18 protein-coding genes and 1 pseudogene are annotated in these 19,433 nt (G+C 39.5%); 17 read left to right on the forward strand and 2 right to left on the reverse strand.

Annotated features, from left to right (window positions below; translation table 11 throughout):
- The 16 genes and pseudogenes from JEP36_RS16015 to JEP36_RS16090 all read left to right on the forward strand — a co-directional run.
- Positions 1–443 (forward strand): annotated as a pseudogene (locus tag JEP36_RS16015) (winged helix family transcriptional regulator); the annotation flags it as partial.
- The gene (locus JEP36_RS16020; RefSeq protein ID WP_006536331.1) at positions 443–961 is read left to right on the forward strand and encodes a FidL-like protein; all 519 of its coding nucleotides are present in this window, start codon (positions 443–445) and stop codon (positions 959–961) included. The pseudogene JEP36_RS16015 and the gene JEP36_RS16020, both read left to right, overlap by 1 nt.
- Before the next feature lie 664 nt (positions 962–1,625).
- Entirely contained in the window at positions 1,626–1,904 is a 279-nt protein-coding gene (locus tag JEP36_RS16025) for a BMC domain-containing protein (RefSeq protein WP_004249182.1), read from the forward strand.
- Between the two features lie 20 nt (positions 1,905–1,924).
- The gene (locus JEP36_RS16030; protein WP_006536329.1) at positions 1,925–2,209 is read left to right on the forward strand and encodes a BMC domain-containing protein; all 285 of its coding nucleotides are present in this window, start codon (positions 1,925–1,927) and stop codon (positions 2,207–2,209) included.
- A gap of 14 nt (positions 2,210–2,223) precedes the next feature.
- Positions 2,224–2,502: a BMC domain-containing protein gene (locus JEP36_RS16035; protein ID WP_006536328.1), complete on the forward strand. Its 279-nt coding sequence runs from the start codon at positions 2,224–2,226 to the stop codon at positions 2,500–2,502.
- A gap of 73 nt (positions 2,503–2,575) precedes the next feature.
- Positions 2,576–4,243 carry an acetaldehyde dehydrogenase (acetylating) gene (locus tag JEP36_RS16040; RefSeq protein ID WP_198630463.1) on the forward strand — a complete coding sequence of 556 codons (1,668 nt, stop codon included), beginning with the start codon at positions 2,576–2,578 and terminating at the stop codon, positions 4,241–4,243.
- 26 nt (positions 4,244–4,269) lie between these two features.
- On the forward strand, positions 4,270–4,533 hold the full coding sequence (locus JEP36_RS16045; RefSeq protein ID WP_064721253.1) for a EutN/CcmL family microcompartment protein: 264 nt from the start codon (positions 4,270–4,272) through the stop codon (positions 4,531–4,533).
- A gap of 7 nt (positions 4,534–4,540) precedes the next feature.
- The gene (locus JEP36_RS16050) at positions 4,541–5,689 is read left to right on the forward strand and encodes a 1-propanol dehydrogenase PduQ (RefSeq protein WP_198620597.1); all 1,149 of its coding nucleotides are present in this window, start codon (positions 4,541–4,543) and stop codon (positions 5,687–5,689) included.
- A 56-nt stretch (positions 5,690–5,745) separates the two neighbouring features.
- On the forward strand, positions 5,746–9,177 hold the full coding sequence (gene cutC / locus JEP36_RS16055) for a choline trimethylamine-lyase (RefSeq protein ID WP_198630464.1): 3,432 nt from the start codon (positions 5,746–5,748) through the stop codon (positions 9,175–9,177).
- 100 nt (positions 9,178–9,277) lie between these two features.
- A complete protein-coding gene (gene cutD / locus JEP36_RS16060; RefSeq protein ID WP_198620595.1) occupies positions 9,278–10,228 on the forward strand; it encodes a choline TMA-lyase-activating enzyme in 951 nt (316 codons plus the stop codon).
- A 13-nt stretch (positions 10,229–10,241) separates the two neighbouring features.
- A complete protein-coding gene (locus JEP36_RS16065; protein WP_198626485.1) occupies positions 10,242–10,769 on the forward strand; it encodes a BMC domain-containing protein in 528 nt (175 codons plus the stop codon).
- Positions 10,769–11,413, forward strand: a complete 645-nt coding sequence (locus JEP36_RS16070) for a phosphate propanoyltransferase (RefSeq protein ID WP_198630465.1) — start codon at positions 10,769–10,771, stop codon at positions 11,411–11,413. The genes JEP36_RS16065 and JEP36_RS16070 overlap by 1 nt, the downstream gene beginning before the upstream one ends.
- Before the next feature lie 17 nt (positions 11,414–11,430).
- Positions 11,431–12,135: a hypothetical protein gene (locus tag JEP36_RS16075; RefSeq protein ID WP_198620592.1), complete on the forward strand. Its 705-nt coding sequence runs from the start codon at positions 11,431–11,433 to the stop codon at positions 12,133–12,135.
- Positions 12,136–12,170: 35 nt separating this feature from the next.
- Positions 12,171–12,587: a DMT family transporter gene (locus JEP36_RS16080; RefSeq protein ID WP_198620591.1), complete on the forward strand. Its 417-nt coding sequence runs from the start codon at positions 12,171–12,173 to the stop codon at positions 12,585–12,587.
- An 84-nt stretch (positions 12,588–12,671) separates the two neighbouring features.
- Positions 12,672–12,998 (forward strand): DMT family transporter, encoded by a 327-nt coding sequence (locus JEP36_RS16085; RefSeq protein WP_004245856.1) that lies wholly within the window; start codon positions 12,672–12,674, stop codon positions 12,996–12,998.
- A 172-nt stretch (positions 12,999–13,170) separates the two neighbouring features.
- Positions 13,171–14,493, forward strand: coding sequence for a protein-tyrosine phosphatase family protein (locus JEP36_RS16090; protein ID WP_198630466.1), 1,323 nt, complete (start codon positions 13,171–13,173; stop codon positions 14,491–14,493).
- 84 nt (positions 14,494–14,577) lie between these two features.
- Here the strand turns inward: JEP36_RS16090 and JEP36_RS16095 are convergent, their stop codons facing one another.
- Together JEP36_RS16095 and JEP36_RS16100 are read right to left on the reverse strand one after the other, a co-directional pair.
- Positions 14,578–17,655: a MexW/MexI family multidrug efflux RND transporter permease subunit gene (locus JEP36_RS16095; protein ID WP_198630467.1), complete on the reverse strand. Its 3,078-nt coding sequence runs from the start codon at positions 17,653–17,655 to the stop codon at positions 14,578–14,580.
- Positions 17,656–17,667: 12 nt separating this feature from the next.
- On the reverse strand, positions 17,668–18,774 hold the full coding sequence (locus JEP36_RS16100; RefSeq protein WP_198630468.1) for an efflux RND transporter periplasmic adaptor subunit: 1,107 nt from the start codon (positions 18,772–18,774) through the stop codon (positions 17,668–17,670).
- A 208-nt stretch (positions 18,775–18,982) separates the two neighbouring features.
- Here JEP36_RS16100 and soxR point away from each other — a divergent pair, with 208 nt between their 5' ends.
- The gene (soxR, locus tag JEP36_RS16105) at positions 18,983–19,432 is read left to right on the forward strand and encodes a redox-sensitive transcriptional activator SoxR (protein WP_196532938.1); all 450 of its coding nucleotides are present in this window, start codon (positions 18,983–18,985) and stop codon (positions 19,430–19,432) included.
- The last annotated feature ends 1 nt before the right edge of the window (position 19,433 follow it).

The following is a 19,433-nucleotide window of genomic DNA, read 5'->3' on the forward strand; positions in this document are numbered from 1 at the left end:
CTTTATCTTTAACGCAAACTCAAATACCTTTAGAGTCTACGCAAGAAGAAGCGCCCCAAAAAACACAGAAACCTGAAATTTGCTGGTATTTAGCCAGCATTGGTTTTTTATTAGGTACAATATTTCTTGCGGTGATCATCTTTTTTAACCAACATCAATCAAAGCCAATTTCACTAACACCATTAACACACAATGATTGTGAATTACTTTCTAATGAAGCCATGATTAATTCTGCAGTAAGTGATAATTATGTTCGCAATTTTGATGCGGTAAGAAAGAAGCTTAATTTACAGTGTGTAAAAGGCGAGCGATTTGTTTTCTTTTATGGTGATAAATTACAAACAAATGGATTAGGGCGGGTATTTTTAGCACATTGTGCAAAGAACGAAGATAACCCATTTAGTTATTGCGATAATTACTTTTACTATTCTTGGAAATACTAATGAAAATCTCAGGGAAACTTTTATGTTTTTTATCGGCCCTGATTTTTATCTTGGTCGCCACTTATGCCGCAACAAGATTATTAACCATTAAAAATGAAGGTGTCATGGTTTGCTCAACCAAAGGCATTATGCGTTTTGAAAATATGGAAGATGAAAATGTAAATGGTAATATTCATTTTTCATTTGGTGCCAATGGTAAAGGGTCAATTGTCGTTGAAGGTTATACCACCTCAAAAGCAGGGTGGTTGTATTTACAACGCTATGTGAAATTTGATTATACAACTAAGCGTGTTTCACCGACTGAACGTCACTATTTTGTTAGCCAATGGGATGCTAGTGCATCATCAATTGATGAATCACCTGATGTGATTTTTGACTATTTTATGCGTGAAATGTCAGACAGTCATGATGGGTTATTTATTAATGCACAGAAGCTAAATGAGAAAACATTACTTTTAAGTTCGCTCAATTCACCACTCTATATTTGTACCTTAAAGCCGGGTAGTAAATTCGATTAATTGCCCTGATTATCTGATCTTATTTTTGCAAGGTGGCCTCTATATAGCCGCCTTTTTGTTTATCTAAAACTCAATATATCCCATCCCCTTAATTAATCTTCTTTTCTCACACATTCCTGATTTTAGCTCTTTTGCTTATTCCTTAATTTGAACCGATTGTCTACATGACATTTATAGTAAAGAGTACCCATCTTTATTTTTTATACACCGTAGTAAAGGTTTAATTTTGATAAATACGTTATCAACAAAAAAATAGCACGATTTGTATATAGACTCTATTTAGCCTTTTTCAATTATTGATCTCACGTTCAAATATCAGTGATATTCCGCACATCTTTCCCGTCGATATGTACTGGCTTTTTGCACCTTTTCAACATCCTTCTAACAAAGTTAATTTGCCTGTTTTTTAATCTATTTTTTATGAAATTCAATAATTTTATAACGATGAAAAAATGAAATTAACAGTATGAAAAGATAAATAGAGGCATAAATAACGCTAAATAGCAGAGTTAAATTCTATATGTGTTCATATCATGGATTTATATTTTGTTTTCTTTTTTGCGCGTTATAGTGATTTTGAAACCAACGTCTGCGTTTAAAAAATCACCACGCAGACACAATGGGCAAACGTAAACCGTTAAACGGCTTCTCGGAGGAAATGAAAATGGGTGATGCATTAGGTCTGATCGAAACCAAAGGTCTGGTGGCATGTATTGAAGCCGCTGACGCTATGTGTAAAGCCGCGAACGTTGAACTTATTGGCTATGAAAATGTGGGTTCAGGTCTCGTGACTGCGATGGTGAAAGGCGACGTAGGCGCAGTGAAAGCTGCAGTGGATTCAGGTGTGGAGTCAGCACAACGCGTGGGTGAAGTTGTTACATCGCTCGTGATTGCTCGTCCTCACAATGACATCAACAAGATTGTTATCAAACACAAGGCATAGTTTCTGCCTTAGGAGAACGTATGGGTGATGCATTAGGACTTATTGAAACTCAAGGGCTGGTTGCTTGTATTGAAGCAGCTGATGCGATGTGTAAAGCGGCAAATGTTGAGTTAATCGGCTACGAAAATGTGGGTTCAGGTTTAGTAACTGCAATGGTGAAAGGTGATGTAGGTGCCGTTAAAGCCGCTGTGGAATCTGGCTTAGAAGCTGCTCAACGTGTTGGTACGGTTGTGACTTCATTAGTCATCGCTCGTCCACATAACGATATTCAAAAAATCGTTGCCCAGTACAAAGTGACTGAATAACGAAGGAAATAAATATGAAAGAAGCACTAGGTCTAGTTGAAACCAAAGGTCTTGTCGCTTGCATTGAAGCTGCTGATGCAATGTGTAAAGCAGCCAATGTTGAACTGATTGGTTATGAAAACGTCGGTTCAGGTTTAGTGACAGCGATGGTGAAAGGCGATGTCGGTGCAGTCAATGCAGCGGTTGAGTCAGGTGTTGAAGCGGCGAAACGTATCGGCACCGTCGTGACTTCTCGTGTTATTGCAAGACCGCATAACGATATCGAGAAAATCGCACAACAGCACAAAGCCTGATTACTCAGGCGTGCTGTAAAGCAAAGAAATAAGTTATTCAGCTAAATTTTTTAACTCCTGTATGGGGGAAGACATGGTTGCATTAGATAAAGATTTGCAATCCAGACAACTGGCTCGTGAGCTAGTTCGTAACGCGAAAAATGCACAACTTGTTTATGCTAAGTTTTCGCAGGAAAAAATCGACAGTATTGTAAAACACATTGCATTTGAAGCCGCTCGTCATGCAGAAGAGTTGGCGAAAATGGCGAACGAAGAAACAGGCTTTGGTAAGTGGGAAGACAAAGTGCTGAAGAATACCTTCGCGTCATTGCGTGTGTATGAACATATGAAAGACATGAAGACCGTTGGCATTATCAATGACGATAAAGTGAAAAAAGTCATGGATGTTGGCGTGCCTTTAGGTGTTATCACGGCGTTAGTCCCTTCAACTAACCCAACATCAACCATTATCTATAAAACCCTAATTGCACTGAAAGCGGGTAATGCGATTATTTTCTCTCCACATCCAAATGCAAAACAGTGTAGTTTCCGTGCGTTAGAAATTGTTAAAAAAGCGGCGCTAGAAGCTGGTGCGCCAGCAGGTATTGTTGATGGTGTGACATTACTGACTCTGGAAGCGACAAAAGAATTAATGCACAGCAAAGATGTGTCATTGATTTTAGCGACTGGTGGTGAAGGTATGGTGCGTGCAGCTTATGCATCTGGTACGCCAACCATCAGTGGCGGCCCAGGTAATGGTCCTGCATTTATCGAACGTAGTGCGGATATCAAAAAAGCAGTGAGCGATATCATCACCAGTAAAACATTCGATAACGGAGTTATCTGCGCATCAGAGCAATCCATTATCGTAGAACGTTGCATTTATAACGAAGTTCACCGCGAGTTATTAGCGCAAGGTGCTTACTTTATGAATGACGAAGAAGCAACAAAAGTGGCTTCAATGTTACTGCGTGCTAACGGTACGATTAACCCAGCCGTTGTGGGTAAAGATGCGATTTATTTAAGCCAACGTGCGGGCTTTAGCGTACCCGCAAATACGCGTGTATTAATCGCATTACAAGATACTGTTTCACCAAAAAATCCGTATTCACGCGAAAAACTATGCCCAATCTTAGGAATGTATATCGAAGAAGATTGGAAATCAGCGTGCGATCGTGTAGTGCAATTACTGACTAACGAAGGTTTAGGTCATACCTTAGTTATTCATACTAAAAATGAAGATGTTATTCGTCAGTTCTCTTTAGAAAAACCCGTTAACCGTATTCTGATTAATACCCCTGCGGCATTAGGCGGTATCGGAGCAACAACCAATATTACTCCTGCACTTACTTTAGGTTGCGGTGCTGTTGGTGGTGGCTCTAGCTCTGACAACGTTGGCCCAATGAATCTACTGAATATTCGTAAAGTAGGTTATGGCGTGCGTACCGTTGAAGAGTTGAAACAACCTTGTCCTTTAGCACAAGAAGCTGCTCAAGTTGCTGTTTCTGCTTGTGCTGTTTCTAGCGCAAATCACCAGACCAGCATTCTTGATGATGACCGTTTTCGTTCACCTTCTTTAACCCCTGTTCATGCTGAATGTGCCACTGCACAACGTCAAACTCAAGGTGACGATCGCTTTGGTACATCTCCTTATGCAACGACAGTCAGTGCTTGTGCGCAGCAAGTGATTGAACAAGGTGATATTACCGAAGAAAACGTGGAACGCATTATCAAGGAAGTTCTCGGACGTCTGAGTAAATAACTCATTGATATAAGGCGATATAAACCATGATCCTCGCAAAGGTAATCGGACACGTAGTAGCGACACAAAAAAGCCCAGAACTTAAAGGTAGCAATTTATTAATGATAGCCACTTTAGATGATGAGCTTAAACCACTGAAAAACAAAACGTATGTTGCAGTGGACAGTGTAGGTGCAGGTATCAACGATGTTGTGTTGGCTGAAGAATACTTTGCACTGAACAAAGATCGTTACAAGGCGATGTCAGTGGTTGCCATTGTTGAGAAGGTTTATCGGGACAGTAAGGAGTAATAACGACATGAGTGAGTTTCTGATAAAACCCAAAATTCAGTTTGGCGCCAATGCACTGGATTTTCTCTCTGGGTTAACTGCCCGCCGCGCATTTGTGGTGACAGATAAAGCAATGGTGAAGTTTGGCTTTGCAAATAAAGTCACTGATAAGTTAATGCAACGAGGTATCGAGTTTCAAGTCTACGATGATGTGGCATCTGATCCTGATATTTCAGCCATTGTTAGTGGTATGAAAATGATGGATGCCAACTATCCAGACTTGGTTATCGCACTCGGTGGTGGGTCTGTTATCGATGCCGCGAAAGCCGTTATGTACTCCCTCTGGCATACCCGTAAAGAGAGCAACAGAACAAAACCACAATTTATTGCGATCCCAACCACAAGTGGCACGGGCTCTGAAGTGACCTCTTTTTCAGTGATCAAATCACGCAGTGAAAAACTGGTCTTGGTTGATGAGTTTATGTTGCCTGATGTCGCCATTCTCGATCCTGAGTTGGTGAAATCTGTACCACCTGCCATTACCGCTGATACAGGTATGGATGTCCTTTGTCATGCGCTAGAAGCTTATGTTTCTAAAGCTGCATCTGATTTCTCTGATGCGATGGCAGAGAAAGCCGTCAAGTTAGTCTTTGGTCATCTTATTGATTGCCACCATCAAGGTGACAACTTAATGGCTCGCGAAAAAATGCATAACGCATCTTGTATTGCAGGCATGGCATTTACTAACGCTTCGCTGGGTATTACTCACAGTCTTGCCCACGCATTAGGCGGTGTATTCCACGTTCCTCACGGTCGTGCAAATGCGTTATTGATGACACATGTTGTCGCCTTTAACGCCAACCTTCATGGTGATTGTAATAGTGAAGCAGCAAAACGTTACGCCTATCTTGCTCAAAGCTTAGGGCTTCCGGCTAGCACCGTAAGAGAAGGGGTAACCAGTTTAATCGTCGCCATTAATGTATTGAAAGATGAAATGGGTATGCCGAAGAGTATTCGCGATACCGGTGTCAGTGAAGCGGACTTTTATGCCCGTTTAATGGAAATGGTCGGACAGGCTTTACGTGATAGCTGTACGCCGACAAATCCGCGTGACGTGAACACACACCAATTAGAAACATTGTATCGTCAGGCATTTGCCGGTGTATCACACAGTTAATGCTCAACCGAATTAATACCGATTAGGTCAAGTAAAGAACATCAGGAGAGCCTCACATGGCCAAATATTCTTTGACGCCACGCGTAAAAATGCTGGCAGAACGTTTAGTTTCACGTAATAGCTCAATCAGTACAGAGCGTGCGACAATTTTTGATTCATTAGACAACAGCATTGCAGGTGTTCCTCAAGCGATTAAACCTGCACAGCGTTTTTATGAGTTTATCCGCCATTTTCCAAGTTATATTGCACAAGATGAACTGATTATCGGCAGCCAGTCATCAACACCACGCGGTGCGATTTTTCACACTGAAGAAGAAGTGCGTAGTGATTCTATCTACCGTTTCTTAAGTATTAATAATAGCGTTGCATCACCTGATTATATGCTGGTGGTAAACCAAGGTTTCTTAGCAATTAAAGCACAGCTTGAAGACAGAATTAGAAGTATTGGTAGTGCCGTAAATCGTAGCAGTATGGACGAAGCTAATTACTGTAAATCAGCTATTTATGCATGTGATGCAGCACTGTATTTCGCACAAATTCTGTCTGCAAAAGCAGAGAATTTAGCAGCAATGGAAGGTAACCCATACCGTAAAGCTGAATTATTAGATAGTGCGACTGTATTACGTAAAGTCCCTGCAAAACCAGCAGAAACCTTTAAAGAAGCGGTTCAAGTATTCTATTTACTGCAATTAATTTTACATCTGGAAAATGGTAGTTACGCAATCAACCCAATGGGATTTGATAAAGCGTTATATCCATTCTATCAACGTGATATTGACCAAGGTCGCTTAACGCAAGCACAAGCCTATGAAATTGTTGAAAGCGTATGGCTGAAATTAGCTGAGCTTTCAGAAGTGCGCGCAACCAAAGAAGTTGATGGTTACCCAATGTTTGATGCAATGACACAGGGTGTGGATATTAACGATCCACGAGTCAGCATCAACGAACTGTCAGAGATGCTGTTATCAGCTCGCGCTAATCTGTCAACCTTACACAGCTCACTGCAAGTGCGTTTATATAATGGCCGTGTGAATTCACAACCTCAATACGCTGCACCTTCTGCAAATTTTGTTGCAACACCAAGTGCTGATGCGGGCGAATTCAAAGTAATGGAAGGTTTAACGCCTCGCTTACAACGCTTACGTAATCGCTATTTAGAAGCACGTCCAAGTGTCTCTATTTATAGAGCATTAGCATTTACTGAAATTGTTCGTAATAACCCGGGTTTACCACCAATTTTACTGCGCGCTAAAGCTTTCCGTCGCGCATGTGAAACCGCACCTATCTTAATTCAAGATGAAGAGCTGATTGTGGGACATCCTTGTGGAAAAGCGCGTGCTGGTGCTTTCTCTCCTGATATCGCATGGCGCTGGGTTCGTGATGAACTCGATACCATGAGCACACGTCCACAAGATCCATTCCAAATTTCAGAAGAAGACAAAAAAGTTATTCGCGAAGAGATTGTTCCATTCTGGGAAGGTCGTTCTTTAGATGAGATCTGCGAAGCACAATATCGTGAAGCGGGTGTGTGGGAATTTAGTGGTGAAACCTTTGTCAGTGACCTTTCTTATCACCAAATTAATGGTGGTGGCGATACTTGTCCTGGTTATGACGTACTGCTTTTCACTAAAGGTATGAACGGTATTAAAGCCGATGCGCAAGCCAAACTGGCTGAATTAAGCATGGAAAACCCTGCTGATATCGACCGTATCTACTTCTACAAAGCATCTATTGAAAGTTGTGAAGGTGTCATTGCTTACGCACATCGCATTGCAGAATATGCGCGTGAATTAGCATCAAAAGAGCGTGATCCACAACGTCGTGAAGAGTTACTGACGATTGCTCAAGTCAACGAAAATGTACCCGCTAACCCACCAAAAACGCTACAAGAAGCATTGCAAAGTATTTGGACAGTTGAGTCATTGTTTGAAGTAGAAGAAAACCAAACAGGTCTTTCTTTAGGTCGTTTAGACCAATACTGCTTCCCAATGTATGAAAACGATATCAAATCAGGGCGTTTAACGCGTGAACAAGCACTGGAAATGATGCAAGCCTTTATCATCAAATGTGCTGAATTAATGTGGATGTCGAGTGAGTTAGGTGCGAAATATTTTGCAGGTTATCAACCATTTATCAACTTAACTATCGGTGGACAAAAACGCTCTGGTGGCGATGCATGTAACGATTTAACTTATTTGATTATGGATGCGGTACGCTTTGTGAAAGTGTATCAACCATCACTCGCATGTCGTATTCATAACCAATCACCACAGCAATATATGGAAAAAATCGTTGATGTAGTAAAAGCGGGTATGGGGTTCCCAGCCTGTCACTTCGATGATTCTCATATCAAGATGATGCTGCGTAAAGGCTTCGACTTTGAAGATGCACGAGACTACTGCTTGATGGGTTGTGTTGAGCCACAAAAATCAGGTCGTATTTATCAGTGGACATCAACAGGTTATACCCAATGGCCTATCGCAATTGAATTTGTATTAAACCGTGGTCGTATGGTGCTGTTTGATAGCTATCAAGGTTTAGATACAGGCGATTTACGTGACCTGCGTACTTATGAAGATTTCGACCGCGCTGTAAAAGAGCAAGTGGCACATATCGTTCGTTTATCGGCAATCGGTACGGTGATCAGCCAACGTGTTCACCGCGATGTTGCACCGAAACCATTAATGTCTCTGCTGGTTGAAGGCTGTATGGAACAAGGTAAAGACGTCACTGCGGGTGGTGCGATGGTTAACCATGGCCCAGGTCTGATTTTCTCAGGTTTAGCGACTTATGTGGACTCAATGGCGGCTATTCGCAAACTTGTTTATGAAGATAAGAAATACACCTTAGAGCAAATTCGTGATGCGCTATTAGCTAACTTTGAAGGTCATGATGAGTTATTACGTGACTGCTTAAATGCACCGAAATTTGGTAACGACGACGATGTTGTTGACCAATATGCGTTAGATATTACGGAATGGACTGAGCGTGAATGTCGTAAATACAAAATGCTCTACTCCACTCTGAGCCACGGCACATTATCTATCTCTAACAATACACCAATTGGTGAGTTAACCGCAGCGACTCCAAATGGTCGTTTTGCATGGAAACCATTGTCAGATGGTATCAGCCCAACACAAGGCGCAGATAAACATGGTCCAACAGCAATCATCAAATCAATCAGTAAGATGAATGTTGAAACTATGAATATCGGTATGGTTCATAACTTCAAATTCCTGAAAGGTTTATTAGATACCAATGAAGGACGCCAAGGTTTAATTACCTTATTAAGAACGGCTTCAATTCTGGGTAACGGCCAGATGCAATTTAGCTATGTTGATAATGAAGTACTGAAAAAAGCGCAATTAGAGCCTGAAAAATACCGCGATTTGATTGTTCGCGTTGCAGGTTACAGTGCTTACTTCGTTGAATTATGTAAAGAAGTTCAGGATGAAATTATCAGTCGTACTGTGATTGAGAAATTCTAATCATAGCCATAGGGATGGCACAGGCTATCCCTTTTAATCGACAAGGCAAGATTTAAATTTATCGAACAGGGATGTTTGATGCAGATTTGGAGGCGTAAAGATGGAGACGGCGGCAGAAACAAGAGGTCGGATATTTAATATCCAGAAATACTCTATTTATGACGGTGATGGTATTCGTACTCTCGTTTTTTTAAAAGGCTGTAATATCCGCTGCCCTTGGTGTTCAAATCCAGAAGGTCTTAGCAGTGAATTTCAAGTGATGTACTCTCGCGACAAATGTGTAGATTGCGGTAAATGCGTTGATGTTTGTCCGGCGGGTGTGCATTACATGACAACCAATGAAAGTGGTAAACAAGTTCATCGTGTTGATCGCGCTGTTGATTGTATTGGTTGTCGCAAATGTGAAGAAGTGTGTATCTCTGATGCGCTTGATATTATGGGAAAAGATGTTTCCGTTTCTGAGTTAATGAAAATCATCATGCAAGATTATGACTTTTACATCTCTTCAGGAGGTGGTGTCACAATCGGTGGCGGTGAAATGAGTTTACAAACTGATTTTGCGGTTGCGCTTTTACGAGAATGTAAAAAGATGATGATCAATACCGCCGTGGAAACACAAGCAACCACTAATGTGGCGAATTATGAAAAATTAGCGGAAGTTGTTGATCAATTTCTTATTGATATCAAACACATTGATACCACTCAGCATAAAGCGTTGTTTGGCATTGGTAATGAGAATGTCCGCCGTAATCTAGAGCGTTTAATGGATCTTGGTGCAAATGTGGTTGTCCGTATGCCTTTAGTGCGAGGTTATAACGACTCTTATGATGCGATCACTGGCGCGATTAACTACGCAATGGAACTTTCAAAACGCGGTAATCTTCAGCGCATCGATATTCTCCCTTATCACCAATTTGGACGTAATAAATACGAAAAATTGGAAATGATTTACCCAATGAAAACTGATCCCAGTTATACGCCTGAAGAGCTTGACAGCTTAGAAGCCTTCTTTAAGAAATTTGATTTCGATATCCGTCTTGTCCGCCACTAAGTAGGAGAGAAAGATGAACAGTTTAGGTGTGATTGAAACACGAGGGTTGACTGCAGCCATTCAGGCAGCTGATGCCGCTTGTAAAGCAGCAAACGTGGAAATTATCGGGTACCGAAAAGTGGGTTCTGGGTTAGTATCAGTCTGTTTTCAAGGTGAGATCAGTGCTGTTAAAACAGCGATTGATCATGGTGTTGATGTCGTGAGCCAAAAAGAGTTGGTTATCGGATCATTGGTGATCGCAAGACCAGAGCTAAGTGTTATTACTAAATTACTGACAGTAAAAAGTAAGAAAAAAGCGCCCGCCGTTGCTGAAATAACGCAAGAGACTGCTCTTGAAACAGTCGTTGAAACAATTGCTGAAAAAATAGCTGAAACAAGAGTTGAAGCCCCTGTTAAAAACGAAGTTGAAAACCCTGAAGCTACAAAAGCAGTTGCAGATTTACAGGTTCAAAAGATTGCCTCTGAAACTAAGGCCGCTACAGATAAAGCTCAAAGCAGTAAAAAAGAGATCAAACCAGAAAGCCGCAAAGGTAAAAAATAATGATTAATCAACAACTCATGGGAAAAATTCTCTCTCGCTTACCCGCACATGGCGTAATGTTGGGAGAGACGCAAGGAATGGCTATCCCTGTTGGTATTTCTAATCGTCATGTGCATCTTTCACAGCAAGATGTTGAAGTCTTATTTGGCAAAGGTTATCAACTCACCCCGTTTAAAGATCTTAAACAACCGGGTCAGTTTGCAGCAAAAGAGTGTGTGATTGTTGTGGGATCTAAAGGCTCGATCAGTAAAGTTCGTGTTTTAGGGCCAGTTCGTCCCCAAAGCCAATTAGAAATTTCAAAAGCTGACTGTTTTGCATTAGGTGTAAAAGCGCCAGTACGTGAATCGGGTGATTTAGCCGGTTCTGGCAATGCTGTTTTAATGGGACCTGCGGGTCATGTTGAATTAAAAGAGCAAGTGATTTGTGCTCAACGCCATATTCATATGAGTGAAATTGACGCCAGAATGTTAAACGTCACTAATGGTCAAAAAGTGCATGTCAAAACAGAAGGCGAGCGTAGCCTGATTTTTGATGAGGTCGTTGTTCGAGTCAGTGAGAAATTTGCTTTGGAATTTCATATAGATACTGATGAGGCGAATGCAGCAGGACTTCGTAACAACGATAGCGTATTTATTGTCAGCTAAGGCAATGAGGTGACGTAATGGACAATCAGTTAATTGAAAGGATAGTCGCTGAAATAGAAAAAAGAATGAAAAAGTCAGTGTTGTTAGCGCTTACACCTGCACCGGGATACCAAGATGAAATCTGTCAGCGTATCAACACGTTTTCTCATATCCGATTTTCTCTTTTTGTTACAACACAGGCACAAGTCAGTCATGATTTGTCGAAATGGCGTCATCTAGGAGAAATGCATAACGCGAGTGAGTTCGATTGCCAGCAGTTATCGACTTATCACGCACTGTTTGTTCCTTATTTTGATAAAAAGCTGGTGGGTGAAATTATTAATGGGCTATTTATCAGTGAAGAAGGGAAGTTAATTCATTCTGCACTCGCTCAAAATATTCCTGTTATCGCATTACCTTATTTTTGCCAACCAGAAAGTGAATTAAATGAGATTTTAGGTTTAAATAAAAATAAAGAGTACAACCTGCTTATTCAGGAAAATATTAGTCGATTAAAATCAATGGGTATTATTTTTCATCCTATAAATGATGTTGAAGCTAATTTAATAAACCATGATATTAACCATCAAGCTAAACCTGAATATAAACCTGAAATTAAACAAGAGAATAATAATCGCTATATTACTTTAAATGAAGTAATGAATAAACCTGGAGAATATCATTTATCGAAAGATAAATTGACGGATTCTGCTATTGAATATTTAAAAAGTTTGAAAAATTAATCTTAAATTATATCTGATAACTCAGGAGTCTTATTATGTCACCAAAAGCTAAATCATGGCTTTGGATGCTGGCGGTTATTATTTCAGAAACCTCAGCAACCTCTACCTTAAAAATGTTTGATAATAGTGAAGGTACAACTAAAACATTATTATTAGGCTTAATTGTTGTTCTTTATGTTATTTGTTATTACTCGTTATCGCGTGCAGTAAAAAATATTCCAGTTGGTTTAGCTTATGCGACGTGGTCTGGTACTGGTATTTTAGTAGTTTCTTCTTTAGGTATGTTATTTTATGGTCAACATCCTGATACTGCGGCAATAATAGGTATGGCAGTGATTGCCAGTGGTATTGTGATTATGAATCTCTTCTCCAAAATGGGATCAGAAGAAGAGGAAGAAGAGACAACTGAAACTCCTAATATTAAACAGGCAGCATCGCCAGTTAATAAATAAATCTATTTCTTAATAAATCTAATTTTTAATAAGACTTATCTTTGATAAATAAGAGTTTTGTTAAAATAAATAAGGATAACAATTATGTTTACCGGATTCTTATGGCTGGCGCTGTCTATCGGTTCTGAAATCACCGGCACGTCGATGATCAAAAAGACCAATGGCTTTAGTAAATTAGCTCCTTCTGTTTTAGTGATTGCTGCTTACTGTATTTGTTATTTCGCTTTAACGCGTGCAATGGGATATATTCCTGTTGGTGTAGCGTATTCACTATGGTGTGGGTTTGGTATTGTGGGGGTGACTTTAGTTGCCATGATTCTATATAAACAAAAACCAGACTTACCCGCTATATTTTCAATGGCATTAATTATCTCTGGCGGGATAATTATGAATACATTCTCTACGATGTAAGCTAACTTTATAAATTAGATAGTGATTTTACCTTTTTAACTTAAATGCCGATATGTGATTAAACTGTATCGGTATTTTAATTTGTTTTTTATAAATTTTATAAAGGTGTTTTTTTTATATATCAAATCGTTCTCTAATAAGATAATACAGTTTTATATTTAAGGGCATAGATATGATATTATCACCAGTTAATTCAATAAGTGTACCTATTACAAATTCATTAGGATCAAGTGGAGAGGTAAAAAATAGTACTCGGGACAATATAATAAGTATTAAAAATAGCCATAATGAAATTAAGCCAATACTGTTTCCTAAACCACCAGCAGGTTCATCAATATATAAATTATCAAATACGATTTATAGTCTTCCTATTGACTTGTCACCTAAAACACGAATAGTAAATAATAGCTTACGTTCTAGACGACAAATTAATAATACAGATATACCAAAATTTAATTATTCTCACTCTAATGAAGAAGTAAATTTGCGTAATGTGAGAGATAATTTTTTAGTTTCGGTTAAAAAATGCACTGGTACAGATAAGTATAATGAAAAAGCTGAACAGTTATTTAATAACTTAAATGATTTAAAATATAGTTCCGCTGATTATCAATCGGTTGAAAATTCTAGATATAGTCAGGAATTAACGTATCGTACAGATACTTTAATAAAATCAGGCGATGTATCATTGCCAGCGAATAATGTTAGTTCTTATAATTCTTCTAATATAACTATTGCATCCCAATATCCTTTGAATAGTAAAGAGAGTTTAAATCATTATTTCAATATGTTATTTAATAACAATATAGATACAGTTTATGTTTTAGCATCGAATGATGATATCAAAAAAGATCTCTCAAAACTGGGTGGTGAATATAATAAAAGTGATTTTGAAAAAGAAGGTTTTAAATATTTTAGAGAAGATTTGGATTTAGATAATATAAATTCTCGCCCCATTGAAAAGTGGGATTTCAGTAAGTTTAAAATAAAAGATAAAAATGGAATAGTTAAAGTTGTAGAAAATAAAAATGGAGAAAATGAATTTTCAGGAAATAAAAAATATTTAAATTGCAAAACATATACTAATTTAGTGACTAAAGAAAACAGTAATGAAAAGAGAATAATAAACTTTGTCCATATTTATGATTGGGCTGATCATACAGGAATAGATGCGACAAAATTAAAAAATACAATTAATGTTATTGGCGATAAATTAAAAATAAACCCAACAAAAGAAAATATAGCGGTTCATTGCCTTGCTGGATTAGGAAGAACAGGGGAATTTATTGCTTTAATGGATATGATGAAAGCAGAACAATCTGGGAATAAAGAAGGAAAAAGTTTAGAAAGTATTATCTCTGATTTAAGAGAAAAACGCAGTGTCCGAGCGCTTTATCAGCCTGAGCAAATTGCTGAACTTTTGAAATATGCAATAAATAATAATATACCGCTACTTAATGATGATATTAAAATAAAACAACATTTGTTTAAATAGCTATAAACAATCCCCATTGCATTCACAATGGGGATTATTTTTACGACATGACTACGACATATGACTTCTTGTTATTATTGAGATTTACAACTCACTCACTTGCTGTAACTGTTTTTGACGTTCTGTTTGGGCGCTGATTTGATGGTTTCGCGCTAAAAAGCTGTACATTGTTGGCAATACAAACAAGGTAAACAATGTGCCAACTAACATTCCTGAGACGATAATTAGTCCTAATCCATAGCGGCTATTTGCCCCAGCACCACTAGCGAATAACAGTGGGATAAGTCCAATCACCATTGCCGCCGTGGTCATTAACACAGGGCGTAAGCGGATTTTTGCTGCTTCAATAATCGCATCACGTCGGTTTAGGTTTTTATGAACTTGCAATTCATTAGCAAATTCCACCATTAAAATACCGTGCTTACTGATAAGCCCAATCAGGGTGACTAAACCAATTTGAGTGTAGATATTTAATGTCACCATACCTAAAGCTAATGGCACTAATGCACCACAAATCGATAACGGAACCGTAATCAAAATAATCAATGGATCAACCAAGCTTTCATACTGTGCGGCTAACACTAAATAGATAATGATAAGCGCCGCAATAAAAGCAAAGACTAAGGTATTTCCTTCTTGGGTAAATTGGCGAGAATCAGATTGCCAGTCATGGCTAAAGCCCGCAGGTAATGAATCTGCTACGTTTTCTAAAAAGGCGACTGCTTGCCCCATTGTGATACCCGGTGCGGGGATCGCTTGGAAAATTGCTGCATTTTGTTGATTAAATTGCGTGAGCTTATTAGGCTCAACTTGTGTCGTAATATTTACCACTGTCGATAATGGAATTAACACATTATCTTGAGTACGAATATAGTGCCCAGCAAGTGCTGCTGGCGTTAAACGTTGGTGACGTACACTTTGCGGGATCACATCATAAGATCGACCATCCATACCAAAGCGGTTGATATAATGTTCACCGACTAACAGAGACAGTGATTCACCAATATCCTGCATACGAATACCTAAACTATTGGCTTTTGCTCTATCTATTGCAACTTGAACGACAGGGTTGTTGTAATCTAAATCGCTATCTACCACGACAAACAGACCGCTTTCTCTGGCTTGTTGTTTGATTTGTTCCATTGTTTCAAATAAAACGGGATAACCTAATGGGCTGCGTAATACCATTTGCACAGGTAATCCCCCCACCGAACCGGGCAAAGAAGCTAATTGGAAAGCAAAAATACTGGTTCCTTCAATATGACTTACGCGGTTTTGCAAGTCAGCTTGGATTTGATCTGCATTGCGGTCACGTAAATCCCAACCATCAAAGTTGATCCCACCAAAGCTTGCCGAAGGGCCATCTGTGCCATTAATTATCCATGTGCTATCTGTTTCAGGCAGACTCATATAAATTTCATCAAGCTTCTGATTAAAACGTTCTGCATAGGCTAAATTTGCATGTTGTGGTGCTTTTACGGCGGTTAAGACGCTCGCCTGATCTTCTGAAGGCGCTAATTCTTGTTTTGTCTGGCTATATAAAAACGGCAAGCTGACAAATACGGCTAAGGCGAAAACGAGGGTTAACCAGCGGTTAGCTAAAGAAAAATTGAGTACGTAACCATAATAATGAGCCAATTTATCAAAGACATACTCGGCAATTTTTGCCATTTTGCCTTCATTTTCTTTTGGTTTTAACATTAATGAGCTCATCACGGGTGATAAGGTTAATGCCACAATACCGGATACAATCACACTACCTGCCAGTGTTATCGCAAATTCTTTAAATAGTGCGCCAGTTAAACCTGCCATTAAACCAATAGGCGCATAAACTGCGGCTAATGTAATGGTCATTGCAATAACAGGGCCTGCAACTTCTCTTGCACCCACTAGCGCCGCTTGAACCGGTGATAGTCCTTCTTCAATATGGCGATGCACATTTTCAACAACCACTATCGCATCATCCACGACTAACCCAATGGCTAAAACCATTGCCAATAAAGTCAGTAAGTTAATGCTAAATCCAAAGGCAAGCATTAATCCTGCTGCACCCAGCATAGATAACGGAATGGCAAGTACAGGAATAAGAACAGAGCGAAATGAGCCCAAACAGAGATAAATAACAGCAATAACAATTAAAATTGCTTCAATTAATGTTTGTACTACTTGGTCAATAGAGGCTTTGATAAAACGTGAAGTTTCAAAAGCAAGCTCCACTTCAACACTTGGAGGTAAGGTTTTTTCAATATCAGCGAGATTTTCACGAATACCATCAACAATAACGAGAGGGTTGCCTGTTGGTGTGGGAAATAGACCTAAAAATACCGCTTTTTTGCCATTCATAATACCACTGGTTTCGGTGGTCGCCGCACCAAGCTCCACTGTGCCAATATCACGTAAACGCACCAGACTATTGCCATCATTACTAATCACCATATCTTTAAATTCTTCGACATTAGTGAGATCAGTATTGACATAAACGTTGGCAATCACAAACTCACCCTCGACTTTACCCGCAGCGGCTTGATAGTTATTACGACGAACAGCCTCTGCCACATCGCTGGCTGTTAAATTGCGTCCTGCTAGTCGATCAGCATCTAACCATAAGCGCATTGCCAGTTGTTGACCGCCAAATACTTGAACTTTAGCCACACCATTAATAGATGAAAAGATGGGTTCAACAACACGAGAAAGATAGTCGGTTAGTTCAGGAATAGAAAGCTGTTCACTAGAAAAACCAACATATGCAACGGCTGTTGATTCACCAGATGAAAGCTCGATAACGGGATCATAAGCTTGCTCAGGTAGCTTATAGCGCACTTGATTCACCTTTGCCATCACTTGCGTTAAAGCTTGAGTAGGGTCACGGTTTAGCTCCATTCTCACCGTGACTAAGCTTTTCCCTTGTACCGAAGAAGATGAAATATAATCCACGCCCTCAACAGAGGAAACGGCTTGTGTGATCGGTTGTGTCACAAATCCTTGCATTAATTCAGATGAAGCGCCGGGATAATCCGTTGCTATCGTGATCGTTGAATTTTGCAACATCGGATATTGGCGAATGGGCAATTTACTGAACGCAAATGCGCCCAGTAAAAAAATCAGCGTGCTAACAACTAACGCCAAAACAGGGCGCCGAACAAAAATATCGGTAAATTTCATTATTAGCTCCCGTTATGGTTTTGTTGTTGCTGATTGAGCCAACGCCAATGTATCTTGCCCAATGGGTTCAATTGCTATCCCATCACTTAATTTAATTTGGCCTGATGAAACAATTTGATCTCCAAGGGCTAAACCCTCTTTTATTTCAATCATGCCGTTGTAGCGCAATCCAACTTTCACAGAGACACGCTTAGCGATAAGGTTTTTTTGATTGTCAGATTGCGCTACAAACACGGTATCTCCATAAGCAGTATAAGTAACTGCCGTTTCTGGTACGGTTAATACCATAGGACTATCAGGAGAAGTAACTTGAACACGAGCAAACATGCCCGCTTTTAATTTATTGTCAGTATTCGGTAAAACAGCCTGTATTTGCACTGTACGAGAAGGGCTAATAAGAGGATCAATCGCATTTATTGAACCCGTAAAAATAATATCTGGGTAAGCATCGACTTCGATATTGATTGGCTGTTTGGTTGAAATTTTCGGTGCAGCTTGTTCATCAAGGGAGAAATTGAGCTTTAAATGGCTTGCATCAACGAGTGAGGCAACACGTTCACCCGCATTAAGATATTGCCCTTCATGGACAAGTTTTATTCCAACAATACCGTCAAAGGGCGCTTTAATTGCTTTTTGTGCAATCCGCGCTTTCACTTCACGAATGGAGGCCACAATCATATCGCGTTCTGATAACGTGCTATCTAATTGCGCTGTTGCCACCATATTTTTACTATAAAGCTGTCTGGTTCGAGAATAGAGTTTTTCTGCGTTGGTTAATTGCGCTTGTAAACGTAATAACTCGGCTTGTTCAGGTTCATCATTTAATTTCGCTAAAACTTGACCCGCTTTAACAGTTTGCCCCGACTCAAAATTAATCACAGCAATTCGACCATTGGTTTCAGCAGCTAAATAAACTTGGCGCGCAGCTTCTAATTCTCCAACCCCTTGCATATTGTTGGGTAATTTTGATGATTGTACGGTTGCTAATGCCACTTTTGTTGGAGGGTAAGCAAATTGCTGCGTTTCCTCATCATTTGATGAAGTTGTCGCGTAGACCATCGCACCTGCACTGAGCAAAAAAAGCGAGGCACAGACGGTAAAAGTGAGTTTTTTATTCATATTATTGCCTATCCCATGATGAGCATTTTTCTATTTTTATTGATTGAATTGTTGCCACAGTGCTTTGAAATAACGGTTATTTGCCGTTGCTATAAATCATTTCTCAACGATCTTAAACATAGAAGTCAGTATTCCACTGGCTTGACTTAATTTGAGGAGAGGACTATAAAACCTCAAGTTAAGTTGAGGTCAAGAGGAAAAGTTAAAAATGAAAAAAGAAAAAATAGATTTCAATAGAGCACTTACTGTTGGTGAGGTAGCAAAACGAAGTGGTGTTGCAATTTCAACGTTACATTTTTATGAAGAAAAAGGATTGATAGAAAGCTATCGAAGCGCAGGTAATCAACGCCGTTACCCTCCAGTTGTATTGCGTTATGTGGCAATTATCAAAGCGGCGCAGAGTACAGGTATTCCACTAAAAGAAATTCAGGAAATACTAGGAAAATATCCACCAAATAGTAAATTGACCGCAGAACAATGGCACGAAATATCAACGGATTGGAAAGTGCGATTAGATGAAAGAATTCACCGCCTTAAGCGACTACGTAACGGACTTGATCACTGTATTGGCTGTGGTTGTTTATCGCTAAGTGATTGCCCATTACGTAATCCAGATGACATTTTAGGTGAGAAAGGTGCAGGAGCTCAGATCCTATAAT

Source organism: Proteus sp. PR00208, from assembly GCF_016238545.1.
Taxonomy (GTDB): Bacteria; Pseudomonadota; Gammaproteobacteria; order Enterobacterales; family Enterobacteriaceae; genus Proteus.